Source organism: Pseudomonas sp. MWU12-2037, assembly GCF_023242345.1.
Classification (GTDB): domain Bacteria; phylum Pseudomonadota; class Gammaproteobacteria; order Pseudomonadales; family Pseudomonadaceae; genus Aquipseudomonas; species Aquipseudomonas gingeri_D.
Window position 1 is genome coordinate 192,853 of the sequence record NZ_JALLIZ010000003.1, and the last position, 20,376, is coordinate 213,228.

The window sequence follows — 20,376 nt, forward strand, 5'->3', positions numbered from 1 at the left end:
CTCATCAAACTCTTCAGGCGCATATCACTGCGGGTTCGCACGGATGCTGGAAAGCAACGATTTCAGGTTGGCAGCCTTGGGCTTGACCAGCCAGAAACGACGCAGGTAATCATCAAGGTTTTCAGCGAGGTTGCGACCCCATTCGCTGTTGGTTTCCTCGACGTATTCGTCCAGCACATGCTGCAAGTGGTTGCGATAGGATTCCATCGCTTCGCCGCTGATCCGCTGGATCTCGACCAACTCGTGGTTGACCTTGTCGACGAAGGTGTTGTCCTGGTCGAGCACGTAGGCGAAACCGCCGGTCATGCCCGAACCGAAGTTGTAGCCCGTCTTGCCCAGAACCGCGACAAAACCACCGGTCATGTATTCGCAGCAGTGGTCGCCCGTGCCTTCGACCACGGTGTGGGCACCGGAGTTACGCACCGCGAAACGCTCACCCGCCGTACCCGCCGCAAACAGCTTGCCGCCGGTTGCGCCGTACAGGCAGGTGTTGCCGATGATGGCACTGTCTTGAGTCTTGTAGATGCTGCCTTTAGGCGGAACGATCACCAGCTTGCCGCCGGTCATGCCCTTGCCCACGTAGTCGTTGGCGTCACCTTCGAGGTACATGTGCAGGCCACCGGCGTTCCACACACCGAAGCTCTGACCCGCCGTCCCTTTGAAGCGGAAGGTGATCGGCGCCTTGGCCATGCCCTGATTGCCGTGACGACGGGCGACTTCACCGGAGATCCGCGCGCCGATGGAGCGGTCGCAGTTGCAGATATCCAGGGAGAAGTCGGCGCCGCTCAAGTCGTTGATCGCCGGCAGGGCCATCTCGACCATCTTCTCGGCCAGCAGGCCCTTGTCGAAGGGCGGGTTGCGCTCGACCTGGCAGAACTGCGGCTTGTCCGCCGGGATGTGATCGCTGCCCAGCAGCGGCGTCAGGTCCAGGTGGTTCTGCTTGGCGGTTTCGCCTTTGAGGATTTCCAGCAGATCGGTACGCCCGATCAGTTCCTCAAGGGTACGTACGCCGAGCTTGGCCAGCCACTCACGGGTTTCTTCGGCGACGTAGGTGAAGAAGTTCACCACCATGTCGACGGTACCGATGTAGTGGTCCTTGCGCAGCTTCTCGTTCTGGGTCGCAACGCCGGTGGCGCAGTTGTTCAGGTGGCAGATGCGCAGGTATTTGCAGCCCAGGGCGATCATCGGCGCGGTGCCGAAGCCGAAGCTTTCGGCGCCAAGGATGGCCGCCTTGATCACGTCGAGGCCGGTTTTCAGGCCGCCGTCGGTCTGCACCCGGATCTTGCCGCGCAGGTCGTTGCCACGCAGGGTCTGGTGGGTTTCGGCCAGGCCGAGTTCCCACGGAGCACCGGCGTATTTGATCGAGGTCAGCGGTGAGGCACCGGTGCCGCCGTCATAACCGGAAATGGTGATCAGGTCGGCATAGGCTTTCGCCACACCGGCGGCGATGGTGCCGACGCCGGCTTCCGCCACCAGTTTCACCGAGACCAGCGCCTTCGGGTTGACCTGTTTCAGGTCGAAGATCAGCTGCGACAAGTCCTCGATGGAGTAGATGTCGTGGTGCGGCGGAGGCGAGATCAGGGTCACGCCGGGTACCGCATAACGCAGCTTGGCGATCAGGCCGTTGACCTTGCCGCCGGGCAGTTGCCCGCCTTCGCCGGGCTTGGCGCCCTGGGCCACCTTGATCTGCAGCACTTCGGCGTTGACCAGGTATTCCGGGGTCACACCGAAACGGCCGGTGGCCACCTGCTTGATCTTCGAGCTCTTGATGGTGCCGTAACGTGCCGGGTCTTCACCCCCTTCGCCGGAGTTGGAACGCGCACCGAGGCGGTTCATGGCTTCGGCCAGGGCTTCGTGGGCTTCCGGCGACAGGGCGCCGAGGGAAATCCCCGCCGAGTCGAAGCGCTTGAGGATCGACTCCAGCGGTTCGATTTCGCTGATCGCCAACGGCGTCTCCAGGGTTTTCACCTGGAACAGGTCGCGGATCATCGACACCGGACGGTTGTCCACCAACGCGGTGTATTCCTTGAACTTGACATAGTCGCCCTGTTGCACGGCGGCTTGCAGGGTGCTGACCACGTCCGGGTTGTAGGCATGGTATTCGCCACCGTAGACGAACTTCAGCAGGCCGCCTTGCTGGATCGGCTTGCGCGCGCTCCAGGCTTCGCCGGCCAGCAGTTTCTGTTCGGCTTCGAGGTCGACGAAACGCGCGCCCTTGATCCGGCTCGGCACACCACGGAAGCTCAGGTTGACCACTTCCTCGGCCAGGCCGATGGCTTCGAACAGTTGCGCACCACGGTAGGACGCGATGGTGGAAATCCCCATTTTCGAGAGGATCTTCAACAGGCCCTTGGTGATGCCCTTGCGGTAGTTCTTGAACACTTCGTAGAGATCGCCCAGCACTTCGCCGGTACGGATCAGGTCGCCCAGCACTTCATAGGCCAGGAACGGATAGACCGCCGACGCACCGAAACCGATCAGCACGGCAAAGTGGTGCGGGTCGCGCGCGGTGGCGGTTTCCACAAGGATGTTACTGTCGCAGCGCAGGCCTTTCTCGGTCAGGCGGTGGTGCACGGCACCGGTCGCCAGGGACGCGTGCACCGGCAACTTGCCCGGGGCGATATGGCGGTCGCTGAGGACGATCTGGGTCCGCCCGGCGCGCACGGCTTCTTCAGCCTGGTCGGCGATGTTGCGCACCGCCGCTTCCAGCCCGACGCTCTCGTCGTAGTTCAGGTCGATGACCTGGCGAGCGAAACCCGGACGCTCGAGATTCATCAGCGAGCGCCACTTGGCCGGGGAGATCACCGGCGAGCTGAGGATCACCCGCGAGGCGTGTTCCGGCGACTCTTCGAAGATGTTGCGCTCGGCACCGAGGCAGATCTCCAGCGACATGACGATGGCTTCACGCAGCGGGTCGATCGGCGGGTTGGTCACCTGGGCGAACTGCTGGCGGAAATAGTCGTACGGCGTGCGCACGCGCTGGGACAGCACCGCCATCGGCGTGTCGTCGCCCATGGAGCCGACCGCCTCGTAGCCCTGTTCGCCCAACGGACGCAGCACCTGGTCGCGCTCTTCGAACGTGACCTGGTACATCTTCATGTACTGCTTGAGCTGCTCGACGTTGTAGAACGCCGAACCATGGTCGTTGTCTTCCATGGTCGCCTGGATCCGCAGGGCGTGTTTACGCAGCCACTGCTTGTACGGGTGGCGCGACTTCAGGCGGTTGTCGATGGCATCGGTATCGAGGATCTGGCCGGTTTCGGTGTCCACGGCAAAGATCTGCCCAGGACCGACACGGCCCTTGGCTATCACGTCTTCCGGCTGGTAGTTCCACACGCCGATTTCCGACGCCAGGGTGATATAGCCGTTCTTGGTGGTCACCCAACGGGCCGGACGCAGGCCGTTGCGGTCGAGCAGGCAGACCGCGTGACGACCTTCGGTCATCACCACGCCCGCCGGGCCGTCCCACGGCTCCATATGCATGGAGTTGAATTCATAGAACGCGCGCAGGTCGGCGTCCATGGTGTCGACGTTCTGCCACGCAGGCGGAATCAGCATCCGCACGCCACGGAACAGGTCGATACCGCCGGTCACCATCAGCTCGAGCATGTTGTCCATGCTCGAGGAGTCGGAACCGACACGGTTGACCAGCGGGCCCAACTCGTCGAGATCGGGGATCAGGTCGTTGGCGAACTTGGTGCGCCGGGCCTGGGCCCAGTTGCGGTTGCCGGTGATGGTGTTGATCTCGCCGTTGTGCGCCAGGAAGCGGAACGGTTGCGCCAACGGCCATTTCGGCAGGGTGTTGGTGGAAAAGCGCTGGTGGAACACGCAGATCGCGGTTTTCAGGCTCGGGTCGCTGAGGTCCGGATAGAAGGCGGTGAGGTCCGCCGGCATCATCAGGCCTTTGTAGATGATGGTCTTGTGGGAAAAGCTGCAGATGTAGTGATCGGTGTCGGCGGCATTGGCCACCGACGAGCGACGACGGGCACTGAACAGCTTGATGGCGAAGGCCTGGTCACTCAGGCCCTCGCCGCCGATGAACACCTGCTCGATCTGCGGCAGACGCTCCAGGGCCAGGCGGCCGAGGACGCTGGTATCGATCGGCACCTTGCGCCAGCCCACCAGTTGCAGGCCGGCCGCGAGGATTTCGCGATTCATGTGTTCGCGGGCGGCTTCGGCTTTGACCGGGTCCTGGTTGAAGAACACCATGCCCACCGCATATTGCTTGGGCAAATCGCTACCGAATGTCGCTTTGGCGACAGTGCGCAGGAACTGGTCCGGCTTCTGGATCAGAAGGCCGCAACCGTCACCGGTCTTGCCGTCGGCGTTGATCCCACCGCGGTGGGTCATGCAGGTCAGGGCCTCAATGGCCGTCTGCAACAGGTGATGACTGGGTTCGCCCTGCATATGGGCAATCAGGCCGAAACCACAGTTATCCTTGAATTCATCTGGTTGGTACAGACCTGCTTTCATAGACACTTTCTCACCAGGCTGCCTCTTTATCGAGGCAAATTTCTTTTCAATTCAACCGCTTACCATCCACGCCGAACGTACGCCGGCTTTGCAGGGGCAAAAGGGAGGTCATTGTACACACCGACATTCACGCTCACAAATTTAGCGACGAAATGTCGAAAATTCATGTCGCATTTATGAAAGGTTTAAAGCGATATCTCGTGCTAGTCAAAACATTTTTGAATTTTGACCGTGACGACTCAAACCCACTGTGACGCAGACACCACAAGGCACGCGGCTTTGGAAGCAGCATGCCCTTGCGGAAATTTTGAGGTGCCGGGAAGGCGGCCTGGATAAGGCCGCCGATTCTTCAGCGAGTTGTGGCCAGGTCCTGTTGGACGCTGGCGACAGTACGAGGCCAAGGTTTACCAGCCTGAACCTTCGCTGGCAAGGCCTTGATGGCGCTGACGGCCGCATCGCGGCTGCCGAAGCTGCCGTAGGTGATCACGTAAAGCGGCTTGCCGTTAAGCACTTTCTTGAAATAACGGTACTCGCCGCCCTGTTCTTTGACGAAATTCTGCGCGGTGGTCTCGGAACTGGTGCCGAGGATCTGCACCACATAGTTGCCCGGCGCCTGGCCGGTGTACCAGCTGTGGCCGGTCGCGGCGGCCTTGGCTACCACGGCTGGCTTCTCAACGGCCTTCTCCGGCGCCTTGGCGACCGGCTTGGGCACCGGAACCGGGGTCTGGGCCGGTTTGACGGCCGCTGCCTGGGCCGGCACTGGTTTGGCTACCGGAGTCGGTGTCGGGCCTGCTGGCACGCCGACAGGCGGCGAGGTGGTGGTGACGGTCGGCGGCTTGGCCGGACCACCGTCAACCGGAGGCGCGATGCCATCATCGCCTTCAATACTGCCACCCGCCGCTTCAGCCAGCGGACCGCGCATCACCGGCTGCGACTGGCCGACCAACGGTAGCGGCATCGGCTGCGAATTGCCGGCGAATTCCACCGTCGGATTACCCGAGGCGTTCGGTTTCGGCGCCTGCCCCAATGGCAGCTGCGCCTGCTCGCTGGCGGTTGTGCCGGCGGTGGCCGGCGCCTTGTTGCGACCCGGAATCATCCAGGCCGCCGCGACGGCAACCACCACCACGGCGGACAACGCCAATACCTGCTTCTTAGGCATCTTGAACCCCATACTTGGACGCTTCACCGCGGAGCGGCTGGCGATCATCGCTTCGATCATGGCGTCACGGGCGACCTGGTTGATGTTGCCAGGCCAACCTTCGGCGCTTTCGTGAATCTCAGTGATCTGCTCAGCGGAAAAAAGTTCGATTCCCTGACCCGCGCCATCAAGACGCTGGGCCAGGTATTCACGTGTTTCTTCTTCGGTGTAGGGCTGCAATTCGATCACGTGGAAGCGTTCTTCCTCCGCGCCGTGCTGCTCCAGCGCCGCGATCAGCGACGATTCACCGAACAGGAAGACATGCGGGCGACCTTCCGGCGCGCCGGCCGCCAGGGCCAGCAGGGCCTCGACAGCGGAGTCGTCGAGCGACTCGGCATCGTCCACCAGCAGGTAGACTTCCTGGCCGGTCAGCGCCAGTTGCACCACCTGCTTGAGGATCTCCTGGATCTCGGCCTGGGCGACATTCAGCGCCTGGGCGATCTGGCGCAGCACACCGCCTGCGTCGCCGGCACCGCGCGCGGAAACCACCACGCTTTGTACCGACTGTTTGTTGGTACTCGCCACCAGCGCCTGGCGCAGCAGGGTCTTGCCGCTGCCCTGGGGGCCGGTGACCACCAGCAGCAACTGGCTGTAGCGGGCCAGGTGGTGCAATTGCCCGAGCACCGGCTTGCGCTGGGCGGGGAAGAATTTGAAGCCAGGCACCCGGGGAGCGAAAGGGTCGTGACTTAACTGGTAATGGCCGAGGAAAGCCTCGTCGGCATGCAAACTGGTCATCGGAATCCTATCAACCTTTAAGCTGAGCCAGAGTGCGGTAGTCCGCCCCCAGCGTGGCCTGTAGAACTTCTTTCGGATAATCGTCGGTTACCACGGCTTCGCCCATTCGGCGCAACAACACCAGGCGCAGGCGACCGTCGATCACTTTCTTGTCAATTGCCATGTGTTCGAGAAAATCGGCTTCGGTCATTTCTTCCGGCGGAATCACCGGCAAGCCGGCACGCTGGAACAGGCGAATACCGCGATCACGCTCCTGGGCACTGATCCAGCCCAGCCGCATGGACATTTCCAGCGCCATTACGGTGCCCGCCGCCACGGCTTCACCGTGCAGCCAGACACCATAGCCCATGTGGGTTTCGATGGCATGGCCGAAGGTGTGCCCGAGGTTGAGGGTGGCGCGTACGCCGGACTCGCGCTCATCGGCACCGACCACCGCGGCCTTGGCCGCGCAGGAGCGCTCGATGGCGACGGTCAGGGCACTCTGGTCAAGGGCGCGCAATTGGTCGACGTGCTCTTCCAGCCAGGTCAGGAACGGCTCGTCGCAGATCAGGCCGTACTTGATCACTTCCGCCAGGCCCGCCGACAGCTCGCGCGGCGGCAGGGTGTTGAGGGTGGTGGTGTCGATCAGCACCACATTGGGCTGATAGAAGGCACCGACCATGTTCTTGCCCAGCGGATGGTTGATCCCGGTCTTGCCGCCCACCGACGAGTCGACCTGGGACAACAGGGTGGTCGGCACCTGGATGAAATCCACGCCGCGCTGGTAGCAGGCCGCGGCAAAGCCGGCCATGTCGCCGATCACCCCGCCGCCGAGGGCGATCACGGTGGTGCGGCGGTCATGACGGGCGGTCAGCAGGCCGTCGAAGATCAGTTGCAGGGTTTCCCAGGTCTTGAAGGCCTCGCCATCGGGCAACACCACCGAAACCACGGAATAGGCTGACAGACTGCGGGTCAGACGCTCGAGGTAGAGCGGAGCGACGGTTTCATTGGAGATGATCGCAACCTGCCGACCGGCAATGTGCGGCGTCAGCAGCCCAGGCTGGTCCAGCAGCCCTTCGCCAATGTGAATCGGGTAGCTACGCTCGCCAAGATCGACCTTAAGTGTCTGCATGTGTCCCCACAGTGAAGATGGACGCGTGCGTCCAGTCTCAGGATTAACGATTGTCGGCGGCGTCTGGTATCGACGCGGCCCGATGGCTTCAAGCCATGACCGACACCGAGCATGTCGGTGGTCGAGGATAGCGCATTTCCTCCCGCGCTTTAACGGGGAGGCAGCTGCTGCAAGCGTTCAAGGATGTCCAATACCACCATGCGTGGCGGCCGCTCATCGGTTTCCACCACCAGGTCGGCGATTTCCCGGTACAGCGGATCACGGATCGCCAACAGGTCGCGCAGGGTCTTGGCCGGGTCGGCGGTGCGCAGCAACGGCCGGTTGCGGTCACGGGCCGTGCGCCCGACCTGCTGCTCCACAGAAGCGTGCAGGTAGACCACCCGACCGCCGGCGTGCAAGGCCTGGCGGTTTTCGCCGCGCATGACCGCGCCGCCGCCGGTGGCCAGGACCACGCCGTCGGCCGCGCACAGCTCGGCAATCATCGCCTGCTCGCGGTCGCGAAAGCCGGGTTCGCCTTCCTTGTCGAAGATCCACGGAATATTCGCACCGGTACGCAGTTCAATTTCCTTGTCGGAATCTTTGAAAGGCAGGCGCAGCTCTTTGGCCAGCAATCGGCCTATGGTGCTCTTTCCAGCCCCCATAGGCCCTACAAGAATCAAATTTCGCACAGAATCAACGACTCACAGCAATCGCCTGGTTATTCATGATACGCGGAGTCAGGAATACCAGCAGCTCGGATTTTGCTTCCGAAACGATGTCTCGACGGAAGAGGCGGCCAACATACGGCACATCGCCGAGAAATGGCACCTTCTCTTCGGTTTTGCTCTGGGTATTGGAGAACACGCCACCGATCACCACGGTCTCGCCGTCATTGACCAGGACCTTGGCGTTGACCTGGTTTTTCTTGATCGGCGGCACGTTGTTCAGCACGTTCTGGTAGTCCGGTTCATCCTTGGTCACCTTCACTTCCATGATGATCCGGTTGTCCGGGGTGATCTGCGGGGTCACTTCCAGGGACAGCGAGGCCTCCTTGAAAGACACCGAGGTCGCGCCGCTGGAGCTGGATTCCTGGTACGGAATCTCCGTACCCTTGAGGATCTTCGCGGTTTCCTTGTCGGAAGTGACCACCTTGGGCTGGGACACCACTTCACCGTTACCGGTTTTTTCCATGGCACTGAGTTCCAGGTCCAGGGTCGTGTTGTTGGTCACGAAACCGATGCCGATCCCGGAAGTGGCGGTGGTGGCGCCAAGGTCGACGAACGGGGTGCTGGCGCTCTGGCCGGTCAGCTTGGAAAGAGTCGGCGAGCCGCCCGAGGTGTTCCAGTTGCCGCCACTGATCTTGCCGCCCCAACGGGCGCCGAGCTGTTTGTCGTAACCGACGTTGGCTTCGACGATCCGTGCCTCGATCATCACCTGGCGCACCGGGATGTCCAGTTGGGCGACGATGCGCCGCAGTTCGTCGAGGCGGTCCTGGGTCTGGTAGGCGATGATGTTGTTGGTGCGATCATCCACGGTGATCGAGCCGCGCTCGTCGGCCTTGGACTCGGCACTGGTCACCGACTGGAACAATTTGGCGATATCCGCCGCTTTCGCGTAGTTGACCTGCAACAGCTCGCGGCGCAGGGGCGCCAGTTCCGCGATCTGCTTCTGCGACTCCAGTTCCTGGCGCTCGCGGGCGGCAATCTCGTCCGCCGGGGCCACCAGCAGCACATTGCCGATCTTGCGTTTGTCCAGTCCCTTGGTTTTCAGCACCAGGTCCAGCGCCTGGTCCCAGGGCACATTCTGCAGGCGCAGGGTGATACCGCCCTGCACCGTGTCACTGGCCACCAGGTTGAGGTTGGTGAAGTCGGCGATCAGTTGCAGCACCGAACGCACGTCGATGTCCTGGAAGTTCAGCGAGAGCTTTTCGCCGCTGTAGACAAAACGCTCGGCATTACGCCGCTGCAGGTCGTCGACGGTGAGCGGGCGCACGCTGATGGTCAGCTTGTTGTCGGTCTGGTAGGTCGAGTAATCGAAGGCGCCGCTGGGCTCGATGGAAATGCTCGCCTTGTCGGCGACCACGCTGGCGTTGACGAACTGCACCGGGGTGGCGAAATCCTTCACGTCCAGGCGCACCCGCAGGGGATCGGGCAACTGGGTCTTGGCGAAATCCACGCTGATCTTGCCGCCACGCTCCTGGATATCCGGGCTGATGGTCGGATCGGACAGTTCGATGACCACATTGCCTTCACCCTGCTCGCCGCGCTGGAAGTCGACATTGCGGATCGCCCGGCCTGCCGCCACATAGGGCCTGGGCACCGCTCGCGGTGGCACCGATACCGCCGTGGCGGGCCTTGGCGCGCCGGCCTGGACCGGAGCGCTCGAACCGCCGCCCTGGCCTACCACCACAAACAGGTTGCTGCCTTCGATACGCGTGCTGTAAGGCGCCAGCTTGGTCAGGTTGATGATCAGCCGCGTGCGATCCTTGGCTTCGACCACGGTCACGCTGCGCGCGTTGCCCACGCCCAGGTCGCGGGTCTTCTTGACCAATTGGCTGGTGACACCGGTCAGGTCCAGGGCGATACGCGCCGGCTGGTCGGTGGTGTAGCCGTGGGGCGCGGCGGGCGGGCTGTCGAAGCCCAGCTTCAGCTCGACCCGATCTCCGGGCAGCGCCGCCACATCCAGGCTTTGCAGGTTGGCCGCCAACACCATCGGCGACACCAGCGCTATCCATAGCGAAATGCCGAGGGATGAAATAATCCTGTTCATATCGAATTCCACTATGAGTGCTCTTTCAAAGGGATGGAGCGCGGTCGTTCCAGCCAGGCGCCTTCGCCGTCCGGAACGATCTCGATCACCTCGACCTGGGAATCAGTGATAGCCACGATACGGCCATCATTGCGGCCCAGGTAGTCGCCCACTTTCAATCGATGGACACCGCCGGCCCCACGCACCAGGGCAAAGGTGCCACTGGCGTTGGAGAGGGTACCGACCATTTCGAACTGCTCGATATTGAAGCCCTCGAGGAATTGCTTGGTCCGATTCGGATCAGGCTTGACCTCGTGGGAACCTTTCTGGCGATTGACCAGATCGATCTTAACCGGCGGCTGGAACGGGCTGCGCAGCGCAGCGGCACTGTAGGTGAACATCTCGAAGGCGCGAAATTTCGGCGTCGGCTCGATATTGCCCGCCGGCCGCGCGCGCACTTCCTTCATGTACGCATCGAGGTCGCTGAAGTCGTTGCTGTTGCCGCAACCGGCCAGCATCAGCGTCAACAGGGCCAGGCAGATCCCATGCAAGCGGCTCATTTCTGCAGCCCCTTGTCGTTGTAGCGATAAGTCTTGGCCAGGATGCTCATGCGCAATTTGGTGCCGCCGGCCGGTGAGGCTACGACCGGCTTGATCTCGAAATCATGCAGGGTCACGATCCGTGGCAGGGCCGCCACGCCGCTGACGAAGGTGGCCAGGTCGTGATAGGCACCGGTCACGGTAATCTGGATCGGCAGCTCGATATAGAACTGCTGGGTGACTTCCGGCAGGAGCTTGATCTCCTCGAACTCCAGCCCGCTGCCCAGCCCCGTGCGCGTGATGTCCTCCAGCAACCCCGGCACCTCGGTGTCGCTCGGCAACTGCTTGAGCAGGGTGCCGAAGGAGGTTTCCATATCCTCCATCTGCCGGGTATAGGCTTCAAGGTTCGCGGCCAGGTGGGCCTTGGTGGCGAACTGCTCCTTGAGGGTCACTTCCGTCAAGCGCTGCTGGTCCAGTTGATCGGTGAGGTCCTTGATGTAGAAGTTGTAGCCCAGGGCCAGCACCAGGATCGCGGTCAGTATCCCGCTAGCGACCTTGACCACCGCCGGCCAGGAGCCGATGTTCTGCATATCGAGGTCGCCGAGATCGACCTTGCGCAGGTTTTCCAACCAGAGGGAGACATTCATTTAACCGCCCCCTCTGGTTTCGGCTGGGTCTGGCGCACGCTCAGCTGGAAAGTGTTGGCCTGGTCCACCGCGCCGGCGGTGGTCGCCTTGACCTCGGTCAGCGTCGGCGCGGTCAGCCAATCGGAGGCCTCGAGGTTACGCATCAGGTCCGACACCCGGTTGTTGGACTCGGCCGCGCCGGTGATCGCGATGGTCTTGTCAGTCATCTTCACTGCGGTGAAATACACGCCGTCCGGCAGGGTCCGCACCAGTTGATCGAAGATCCGCCCGCTGATGGAGCGGTTGCCCTGCAGGTCCTGGATGATTTTCATACGCTCGATCAGTTGCTGGCGACGTGCCTTGAGCTCGCTGATCTGCTTGATCCGGCCGTCGAGCTGGGCGATTTCCTTGTTCATGTAGGCATTGCGCGCGACCTGGCGGTCGACGGCACCGCTGAAGTACTGGTCGGTCAGCAACACCACGCCGACCGCCGCCACCAATACGCCGACCAGGGCGGTGAGGAAACGTTTGCGGCGCTCTTCACGCAGTTGCTCGCGCCAGGGCAGAAGGTTGATCCGCGCCATCAGTCGAAACTCCTCAAGGCCAGACCGCAAGCGATCATCAGGGCCGGCGCATCACTGGCCAGGGCCCCGGCATTGACCTTGCTGCTCAAGGCCATGTCGGCGAAGGGGTTGGCCACCAGGGTCGGCGTACCGAGCCGCTGCTGGATCAGGTGATCGAGCCCGGCAATCGACGCGGTGCCGCCGGCGAGCAGGATGTAGTCGACATCGTTGTACTGTCCGGAGGCAAAGAAGAACTGCAGGGAACGCGACACCTGCTGGACCACCGCATCCTTGAAGGGCTGCAACACCTCGGCGACGTAGTCGTCGGGCAGGCCGCCCTGTTTCTTCGCCAGCCCCGCCTCCTCGTTGGACAGGCCGTAGCGGCGCTGGATTTCCTCGGTGAGCTGGCGACCGCCGAACAATTGTTCGCGGGTATAGATGATGCGGCCGTTATGCAGGACGCTGAGGGTGGTCATGGTCGCGCCGATATCCACCACCGCCACCGTCAGCTTCTCGTGGTCGCTGGCCAGTTGCGCGGCGAGCAGGCCAAAGGAGCGCTCCAGGGCGTAGGCCTCGACATCGACCACCTGGGCTTCGAGCCCGGCCAGGGCGAGGGCTGCCTCGCGGACCTCGACGTTTTCTTTCCGACAGGCGGCAAGCAGGACTTCGACACGCTCGGGATTGCGCGCCGAATAACCCTGGATCTCGAAGTCGATGGCCACTTCTTCCAGGGGATAGGGAATGTACTGGTCGGCCTCGATCTTCAGCTGGTTTTCCATTTCGTCATCGGAAAGCCCGGCATCCATCTCGATGGTCTTGGTGATCACCGCGGAACCGGCCACGGCCACGGCCACGCCGCGCACATGGGTCTTGGCCTTGAGCAGCACCCGTGCAAGGGCCTGCCCGACGCCTTCGAGCTCGGCGATGTTCTTTTCGACCACGGCATTGGCTGGCAACGGTTCCACGGCGTAGGACTCGACCCGATATCGATTGCCTGAGCGGCTCAATTCGAGGAGCTTTACCGAGGTGGAACTGATGTCGATCCCCAGGAGCGAATGCGCTTTTTTGCCAAAGAGTCCAAGCACTACCGATTCCCTATTACTATCCGCGACTTACGGACCCTTTATGATGATGGGCATTTAATAGCAGTCTTGACATAAGCGCAAATGACGCTCACGCCCAAAAATGCTTATAATGCCCAGCGTTTTTTTCCGAATCGCCGAACCAGCGCTTGCTGCGAATTTAGCCTGACGCCTAACCCATTCTTTTATCTGGAAATCCACAAGCCTTGATTCGTCTGCTGAAGTTTTTCGGGTGGTCTTTCGTCGCCGTGTTCTGCGGGCTGCTGCTCGTCCTGAGCGGCGCTTTTCTTTATCTTAGTCCGGGCCTGCCGTCCGTCGAGACTTTGCGCAGCATACAATTGCAGATTCCGCTCAGGGTCTACACCAGCGATGGCAAGCTGATCGCCGAATTCGGCGAGATGCGCCGTTCGCCCCTTAAATTCGCAGATATTCCGCCCAATTTCATCAACGCCCTGCTGAGCGCCGAAGACGACAACTTCGCCAACCACTATGGCGTAGACCCCAGCAGCCTGATGCGCGCCGCGACCCAATTGGTCAAGAGCGGGCACATCCAGTCCGGCGGCAGCACCATCACCATGCAGGTGGCGAAGAACTTCTTCCTGTCCAGCGAGCGTAGCTTCTCGCGCAAGACCAACGAAATTCTTCTCGCCTTGCAAATCGAGCGCCAGCTGACCAAGGACGAGATCCTCGAGCTGTACGTGAACAAGATCTACCTGGGCAACCGCGCCTACGGTATCGAAGCGGCGTCTCAGGTTTATTACGGCAAGTCGATCCGTGACATCACCCTGGCCCAGATGGCCATGATCGCCGGCCTGCCGAAGGCGCCGTCGCGGTTCAACCCGCTGGCCAACCCGGTGCGCGCCAAAGAGCGCCGCGACTGGATCCTCGGCCGCATGTACAAGTTGGGCAAGATCGACGAGGCCGCCTACCAGGCCGCCATCGTCGAGCCGATCAACGCCAGCTATCACGTACCGACGCCGGAAGTGAACGCGCCGTACATCGCCGAAATGGCCCGTGCGGAAATGGTCGGTCGCTATGGCAGCGAAGCCTACACCGAAGGTTTCCGCGTCACCACCACCGTGCCGAGCAACCTGCAGGAGCTGGCCAACCACTCGATTGAAGAAGGCCTGATCGCCTACGACCAGCGCCACGGCTACCGTGGACCGGAATCGCGGCTGCCGGGCAAGACCCGTGACGCCTGGATCGCCGAGCTGGGCAAGCAGCGCACCATCAGCGGTCTGGACCCAGCCATCGTCACCCAGGTGGACAAGGCCAGCCTGCACGTGCTGACCCGCAACGGCCCGGAAATCGTCAACTGGGACAGCATGAAGTGGGCCCGTCCGTACCTCAACACCAACAGCCTCGGTGCCACCCCCAAGCAACCGTCCGACGTAGCCCAGGTCGGCGACCTGATCCGCGTCCAGCGCCAGGCCGACAACAGCCTGAAGTTCAGCCAGGTACCGGTGGCCCAGGGTGCCCTGGTCTCGCTTGACCCGCAAAACGGCGCGATCCGTGCACTGGTCGGCGGCTTCGCCTTCGAACAGAGCAACTACAACCGCGCCACCCAGGCCAAGCGCCAACCGGGTTCGAGCTTCAAACCGTTCATCTACAGCTCCGCGCTGGACAACGGCTACACCCCGGCCAGCCTGGTGAACGATGCGCCGATCGTGTTCGTCGACGAATACCTGGACAAGGTCTGGCGGCCGAAAAACGACACCAACACCTTCCTCGGCCCGATCCGCTTGCGCGAGGCACTGTACAAGTCGCGTAACCTGGTCTCGATCCGCCTGCTGCAAAGCCTGGGCGTCGACAAGACCATCGACTACATCGCCAGATTCGGCTTCAACAAGCAGGACCTGCCGCGCAACCTGTCCCTGGCCCTGGGTACCGCAACCCTGACGCCAATGGAAATTGCCACCGGCTGGAGCACCTTTGCCAACGGCGGCTACAAGATCACCCCCTACCTGATCGACAAGATCGAAAGCCGCAACGGCGACACCCTGTTCGTCGCCAATCCACCAAGCGTGCCGACCGGCGCGGCGGCCAGCAGCGGCATCGCGGCACCAAGCCAACCGTCGTTCACCGTCAACAGCACCAGTGAAGCCCCAGCACCGGCTGCCCAAGCCCCAGCGGTGGCCGAGCGGATCGTCGACGGACGGACCACCTTTATCCTCAACAGCATGCTCGAGGACGTGATCAAGCTCGGTACCGGGCGTCGTGCCCTGGCCCTGGGCCGTGGCGACCTGGCGGGCAAGACCGGTACCACCAACGACTCCAAGGACGCCTGGTTCACCGGTTACAACGCCGACTACATCACCACCGTCTGGACCGGTTTCGACCAGCCCGAAAGCCTGGGCCGTCGCGAGTTCGGCGGCACCGTGGCGCTGCCGATCTGGATGGACTACATGGGCGCCGCACTGAAGGGCAAGCCGTTGCACACCCAGACGGAGCCGGAAGGCATCCTCAGCCTGCGGGTGGATCCGATCAGCGGTCGCGCGGCAACCCCGGGCACGCCGAACGCCTACTTCGAACTGTTCAAGAGCGAAGACACACCGCCGTCGGTCAACGAGATCGGCAATGGCGGCAGTGCCCCGGGCAGCCCGCTGCCGGCGGACGAGGCGGCGCCGATCGATCTGTTCTGATCCGAGAGAGCGGCCACAGTGCCGCCCTTGCAGGAGCCTGGCTTGCCAGCGATGGCGTCCGCATGAACGGTGCAAGGCTCAAGAGCCTCTTCGCTGGCAAGCCAGGCTCCTACAAAGGACCGCGTTCAGCCTGGCTGACCCACACCGCTCAAACGGCAGCCACAAAAAAGCCCCGGCTCATTCGAGCCGGGGCTTTTTGTTTGACGCTACAACAGCTTAGCCGTTGAACACGTCATCCACGCTTTTCAGCGGGTAGTTCTTCGGATACGGCAGGGTTGCCACACCGGTCTCGATCGCGGCTTTGGCCACGGCATCGGAGATCAGGGTGATCAGGCGGGCATCCATTGGTTTCGGAATGATGTACTCACGACCGAATTCCAGCTTGATACCGCCGTAGGCGTCGCACACTTCCTGAGGCACCGGCAGCTTGGCCAGTTCGCGCAGGGCGTTGGCGGCAGCCACTTTCATCTCTTCGTTGATGCGCTTGGCGCGAACGTCCAGGGCACCACGGAAGATGAACGGGAAGCCGAGGACGTTGTTGACCTGGTTCGGGTAGTCGGAACGACCGGTGGCCATGATCACGTCGTTGCGAGTGGCGTGAGCCAGCTCTGGCGAGATTTCCGGATCCGGGTTCGAGCAAGCGAACACGATCGGGTTGGCCGCCATCGACAGCAGGCCTTCAGCGTCCAGCAGGTTCGGGCCGGACAGGCCGACGAACACGTCAGCGCCTTTCAGGGCGTCAGCCAGGGTGCGCTTCTCAGTGGCGTGGGCGAACACTGCCTTGTACTGGTTCAGGTCGTCACGGCCAGCGTGGATCACGCCAGTACGGTCAACCATGAAGATGTTTTCGATCTTGGCGCCCATGCTCACCAGCAATTTCATGCAGGAGATGGCGGCAGCGCCGGCACCCAGGCAGACGATCTTGGCTTCCGGCAGGGTCTTGCCGGCGATTTCCAGGGCATTGATCATGCCGGCCGCGGTGACGATCGCGGTGCCGTGCTGGTCATCGTGGAACACCGGAATATCGCACTGCTCGATCAGAGCACGTTCGATCTCAAAACACTCAGGGGCCTTGATGTCTTCCAGGTTGATGCCACCGAAGGTGATGGAGATACGCTTGACGGTGTCGATGAAGGCTTGCGGGCTTTCCGAATCGACTTCGATGTCGAACACGTCGATACCGGCGAAACGCTTGAACAGCACGCCCTTGCCTTCCATTACTGGCTTGGAGGCCAATGGGCCGAGGTTACCCAGGCCGAGAATCGCGGTGCCATCGGAAATGACTGCAACCAGGTTGCCCTTGCCAGTGTACTTGTAGGCCAGCTCAGGATCGCGGGCGATTTCGCGTACTGGTTCGGCGACGCCAGGGCTGTAGGCCAGCGACAGGTCACGGGCAGTGGCGGTGGCTTTGGTGAGCTCGACGCTCAGCTTCCCCGGACGAGGATTGGCATGATATTCGAGAGCGGCAGTTTTCAAATCTGACATGTGGGCATTCCGCTTTTTACTGTGGGACAGACGGACCGCCGAGGATACGCGTGTCGCCAAGTCCTCACAAGACTGACCAGTCACAGGTGTCAAGCACCTGTCCCTACGACTTTGGCCCAAGAGCCAGGAAACACAAGGGATAAACTGTTCACAATCATGCAGAAAAATGTCTACAATTTTTTATGCGGCGGCCGCTGATACAAACAGCGCCCACAAAAAAGGCGTCCACGGGGGACGCCTTTTTTATCGACCGGGAAAAACCAGCGGTTTTTCCCGGAGCGATCAGCCTCAGGCCTTTTTGACAGCGCCGAACATGCCGAAACGGTCGGCGAACTTCTGTACGCGGCCGCCAGTGTCCAGGGTCTTCTGCTTACCGGTGTAGAACGGGTGGCATTCGTTGCACACGTCGATTGGCAGAGCTTTGCCATGGGTCGAACGGGTCACGAACTTGTTACCGCAGCTGCAGGTAACGTCGATGTCTACGTATGCTGGATGGATATCGGCTTTCATGGGGACTTCCTCAGGCTGGCGTGCCGCCGCTCAACACGATTGTTGAACACCGCACGTAATTTAGCCGGCGATCATACCAGACCTTTTGCCCGGCGCAAGTGGCCAGCGAGCCCTCCGTCGGGAAGACACTGCCCGAGCCGTCTGCTAGGCTCGCGCCCTCCACGAACCCCTCCCAGAGAGAACCGCGTGCCCGACGCCATCCTGCGCCTTGCCCTGCCCTCGCCACTGCGCCGCCTGTTCGATTACCGGGCGCCGGAGGGTGTGCCGCGTAACGCGTTGCAGCCCGGCATGCGCCTGCGGGTGCCGTTCGGCCGCCGGGAGATGATCGGTATCCTGGTGGAAATCGCCGAGCACAGTGAAGTCCCGGCGGAAAAGCTCAGGCGCGCCACGGCCCTGCTCGACGCCAGCACGCCGCTGCCGCCGGCGCTGTTCAAGCTGTGCCTGTGGACCGCCCAGTATTATCAGCACAGCCTCGGCGACACCCTGAGCTGGGCGCTGCCGGTGCTGCTGCGCCAGGGCGAGCCGGCCGAAGCGCGCCAGGACCGCTTCTGGTCGATGGTCCCCGGCGCCCGCCTCGACGATCCGCGCATCGCCCGCGCCCCGCGCCAGCGCGAAGCCCTGGCGACACTGGCGCAGCATCCCCACGGCGTGGCCCATCAACTACTGAGCAAGCTGATGCTGAGCAAGGACAGCCTCGACCTGCTGCTGGCCAAAGACCTGGTGCAGGTGGAGGTTCGTCGCCATGCGCCGAGCGAGCGTCACGAACACTGGCTGGCGCAACCGGAGCTGCCACTCAACAGCGAGCAACGCGCCGCCTGCGAAGCGATCCGCGCCGGGTTCGACAGTTTTCATGCCTTCCTGTTGGCCGGGGTCACCGGCAGCGGCAAGACCGAAGTCTATCTGCAACTGATCCGCGAGACCCTGGAAGCCGGCAAGCAGGCGCTGGTGCTGATCCCGGAAATCAACCTGGGGCCGCAGACCCTGGCGCGTTTCGAGCAACGCTTCAACGCCCGCATCGCCCTGCTGCACTCGGCGGTGAACGACCGCGAGCGCCTGGACGCCTGGCTCGCCGCCCGCGACGGCGAAGCCGACATCATTATCGGTACCCGTTCGGCGTTGTTCACCCCGATGAAAAACCCCGGTCTGATCATCATTGACGAAGAGCACGACGGTTCCTACAAACAGCAGGAAGGCCTGCGCTATCACGCCCGCGACCTGGCGCTGGTGCGCGCGCGCCAGGAAAACATTCCGATTGTGCTGGGTTCGGCCACGCCATCCCTGGAAAGCCTGCACAACGCCTACACCGGGCGTTATGGCCTGTTGCGCCTGAACGAACGCGCGGGCGGGGCCAAGCAGCCGCGCTTCCTGCGCCTGGATGTGAAAAGCCGACCACTGGACAGCGGCATTTCCGGACCGATGCAGCAGGCCATCGGCCAGACCCTCGCCGCCGGCCAGCAGGTGTTGGTGTTCCTCAATCGCCGCGGCTTTGCGCCAACACTGCTGTGCCACGACTGCGGCTGGATGTCCGAATGCTCGCGCTGCGATGCACGCATGACCGTACACCAGCGCTCCGGCGAACTGCGCTGCCATCACTGTGGTTATGTCGAGCGGGTACCGCGCAATTGCCCGCAGTGCGGCAAGGTCGACCTGCGCCCAGTGGGTGCCGGGACCGAGCGCGCCGAGGAGCGCCTGGGCATCCTGTTTCCCGATTACCCGGTGCTGCGGGTCGACCGCGACAGTACCTCGCGCAAGGACGCGATGAACCAGCTGTTCGCTACTATCCAGAAAGGCCAGCCGTGCATCCTGGTCGGCACGCAGATGCTTGCCAAAGGCCATCACTTTCCCCGGGTGACCCTGGTGTCGATCCTCGATGCCGACGGCGGCCTGTTCTCCGGCGACTTCCGCGCCAGCGAGCGCATGGCCCAGTTGATCGTCCAGGTGGCGGGCCGGGCCGGGCGGGCGGAAGAGCCGGGCAAGGTGATTATCCAGACGCACCTGGCGGACCATCCACTGTTGATTCAGCTGACCGAGCAGGGTTATTTCGCCTTTGCCGAACAGGCTTTGAGCGAGCGTCGGGCGGCTGGCTTGCCGCCGTTCGCACACCTGGCCCTGCTGCGGGCCGAAGCCCATAAGCCGGGGCAGGCCGAGAGCTTTCTCGATGAAGCCTGCAGCGAGGCCGAGCGTTTGCTGGCCGAGATGAACCTGGGCGGCATCGAACTGCTGGGGCCGGTGCCGGCGCCCATGGAGCGCCGGGCCGGACGTTATCGGGCGCAGTTGTTGTTGCAGGCCAATGGCCGGGCCTCGCTGCACCGATTGTTGAGCAGTTGGTTGCTGGTGCTGGAGCAGATGCCCAGCGGGCGGCAGGTGCGCTGGTCGTTGGATGTCGATCCGGTGGATTTGTATTGATCGGACCGGCCCCTTCGCGGGCAAGCTCCGCTCCCACAGGTCCGAGTTGTATGCAAATACTGTAAACGACTCGGGACTTGTGGCATCAGTCCCATAATGTCCGAGCCATACCGCAACCTTGCGTACAACCGAGAACCTGTGGGAGCGGAGCTTGCCCGCGAAGAGGCCCGCTCAGACGCCACAAGTCCGTAACCGGTTGGCAAGCTCGTCCCGGCAACGGATAATGCCCAGTTTTTCCACCTGCGCATCGAAGCGCCGCCGCGCATGCGGTCGAAAGAG

Annotated in this window: 13 protein-coding genes; 2 read left to right on the forward strand and 11 right to left on the reverse strand. The window is 62.5% G+C overall.

The genetic code is table 11. The annotated features are described in order from the left end of the window. Positions 1–24: 24 nt before the first annotated feature. The 9 genes from gltB to M5B42_RS06765 form a co-directional block, all read right to left on the reverse strand. Positions 25–4,473 carry a glutamate synthase large subunit gene (gene gltB / locus M5B42_RS06725; protein WP_248745354.1) on the reverse strand — a complete coding sequence of 1,483 codons (4,449 nt, stop codon included), beginning with the start codon at positions 4,471–4,473 and terminating at the stop codon, positions 25–27. A 349-nt stretch (positions 4,474–4,822) separates the two neighbouring features. Continuing rightward, positions 4,823–6,406, reverse strand: coding sequence for an AAA family ATPase (locus tag M5B42_RS06730; protein WP_152737754.1), 1,584 nt, complete (start codon positions 6,404–6,406; stop codon positions 4,823–4,825). Between the two features lie 10 nt (positions 6,407–6,416). Beyond that, positions 6,417–7,517 (reverse strand): 3-dehydroquinate synthase, encoded by a 1,101-nt coding sequence (aroB, locus tag M5B42_RS06735; RefSeq protein ID WP_103495029.1) that lies wholly within the window; start codon positions 7,515–7,517, stop codon positions 6,417–6,419. A 149-nt stretch (positions 7,518–7,666) separates the two neighbouring features. After that, the gene (aroK, locus tag M5B42_RS06740) at positions 7,667–8,185 is read right to left on the reverse strand and encodes a shikimate kinase AroK (protein ID WP_103495030.1); all 519 of its coding nucleotides are present in this window, start codon (positions 8,183–8,185) and stop codon (positions 7,667–7,669) included. A gap of 4 nt (positions 8,186–8,189) precedes the next feature. Next, positions 8,190–10,265 (reverse strand): type IV pilus secretin PilQ, encoded by a 2,076-nt coding sequence (pilQ, locus tag M5B42_RS06745; RefSeq protein ID WP_248745355.1) that lies wholly within the window; start codon positions 10,263–10,265, stop codon positions 8,190–8,192. A gap of 11 nt (positions 10,266–10,276) precedes the next feature. After that, on the reverse strand, positions 10,277–10,804 hold the full coding sequence (pilP, locus tag M5B42_RS06750; protein WP_248745356.1) for a type 4a pilus biogenesis lipoprotein PilP: 528 nt from the start codon (positions 10,802–10,804) through the stop codon (positions 10,277–10,279). Then, on the reverse strand, positions 10,801–11,430 hold the full coding sequence (gene pilO, locus M5B42_RS06755; protein ID WP_103495032.1) for a type 4a pilus biogenesis protein PilO: 630 nt from the start codon (positions 11,428–11,430) through the stop codon (positions 10,801–10,803). The genes pilP and pilO overlap by 4 nt, the downstream gene beginning before the upstream one ends. Then, entirely contained in the window at positions 11,427–11,993 is a 567-nt protein-coding gene (locus M5B42_RS06760) for a PilN domain-containing protein (protein ID WP_248745357.1), read from the reverse strand. Before M5B42_RS06760 ends, pilO begins: the two co-directional genes overlap by 4 nt. After that, positions 11,993–13,057: a pilus assembly protein PilM gene (locus tag M5B42_RS06765; RefSeq protein ID WP_177101498.1), complete on the reverse strand. Its 1,065-nt coding sequence runs from the start codon at positions 13,055–13,057 to the stop codon at positions 11,993–11,995. Before M5B42_RS06765 ends, M5B42_RS06760 begins: the two co-directional genes overlap by 1 nt. Before the next feature lie 203 nt (positions 13,058–13,260). On the opposite strand from M5B42_RS06765, the gene M5B42_RS06770 reads away from it, so the two are divergent. Beyond that, positions 13,261–15,696 (forward strand): penicillin-binding protein 1A, encoded by a 2,436-nt coding sequence (locus M5B42_RS06770; RefSeq protein WP_248745358.1) that lies wholly within the window; start codon positions 13,261–13,263, stop codon positions 15,694–15,696. Positions 15,697–15,912: 216 nt separating this feature from the next. Here M5B42_RS06770 and M5B42_RS06775 read toward each other — a convergent pair whose 3' ends face one another. Further along, positions 15,913–17,181 (reverse strand): malic enzyme-like NAD(P)-binding protein, encoded by a 1,269-nt coding sequence (locus tag M5B42_RS06775; RefSeq protein ID WP_103495035.1) that lies wholly within the window; start codon positions 17,179–17,181, stop codon positions 15,913–15,915. Positions 17,182–17,469: 288 nt separating this feature from the next. Beyond that, entirely contained in the window at positions 17,470–17,691 is a 222-nt protein-coding gene (gene rpmE / locus M5B42_RS06780) for a 50S ribosomal protein L31 (protein WP_100940403.1), read from the reverse strand. A 186-nt stretch (positions 17,692–17,877) separates the two neighbouring features. Between rpmE and M5B42_RS06785 the strand changes: the two genes are divergently transcribed. After that, positions 17,878–20,097 (forward strand): primosomal protein N', encoded by a 2,220-nt coding sequence (locus M5B42_RS06785; RefSeq protein WP_248745359.1) that lies wholly within the window; start codon positions 17,878–17,880, stop codon positions 20,095–20,097. The last annotated feature ends 279 nt before the right edge of the window (positions 20,098–20,376 follow it).

Coding starts and splice junctions, on each gene's coding strand:
- gltB (WP_248745354.1), bottom strand. CDS start 4,473: ATGAAAGCAGGTCTGTACCAACCAGATGAATTCAAGGATAACTGTGGT.
- M5B42_RS06730 (WP_152737754.1), bottom strand. CDS start 6,406: ATGACCAGTTTGCATGCCGACGAGGCTTTCCTCGGCCATTACCAGTTA.
- aroB (WP_103495029.1), bottom strand. CDS start 7,517: ATGCAGACACTTAAGGTCGATCTTGGCGAGCGTAGCTACCCGATTCAC.
- pilQ (WP_248745355.1), bottom strand. CDS start 10,265: ATGAACAGGATTATTTCATCCCTCGGCATTTCGCTATGGATAGCGCTG.
- pilP (WP_248745356.1), bottom strand. CDS start 10,804: ATGAGCCGCTTGCATGGGATCTGCCTGGCCCTGTTGACGCTGATGCTG.
- pilO (WP_103495032.1), bottom strand. CDS start 11,430: ATGAATGTCTCCCTCTGGTTGGAAAACCTGCGCAAGGTCGATCTCGGC.
- M5B42_RS06760 (WP_248745357.1), bottom strand. CDS start 11,993: ATGGCGCGGATCAACCTTCTGCCCTGGCGCGAGCAACTGCGTGAAGAG.
- M5B42_RS06775 (WP_103495035.1), bottom strand. CDS start 17,181: ATGTCAGATTTGAAAACTGCCGCTCTCGAATATCATGCCAATCCTCGT.
- rpmE (WP_100940403.1), bottom strand. CDS start 17,691: ATGAAAGCCGATATCCATCCAGCATACGTAGACATCGACGTTACCTGC.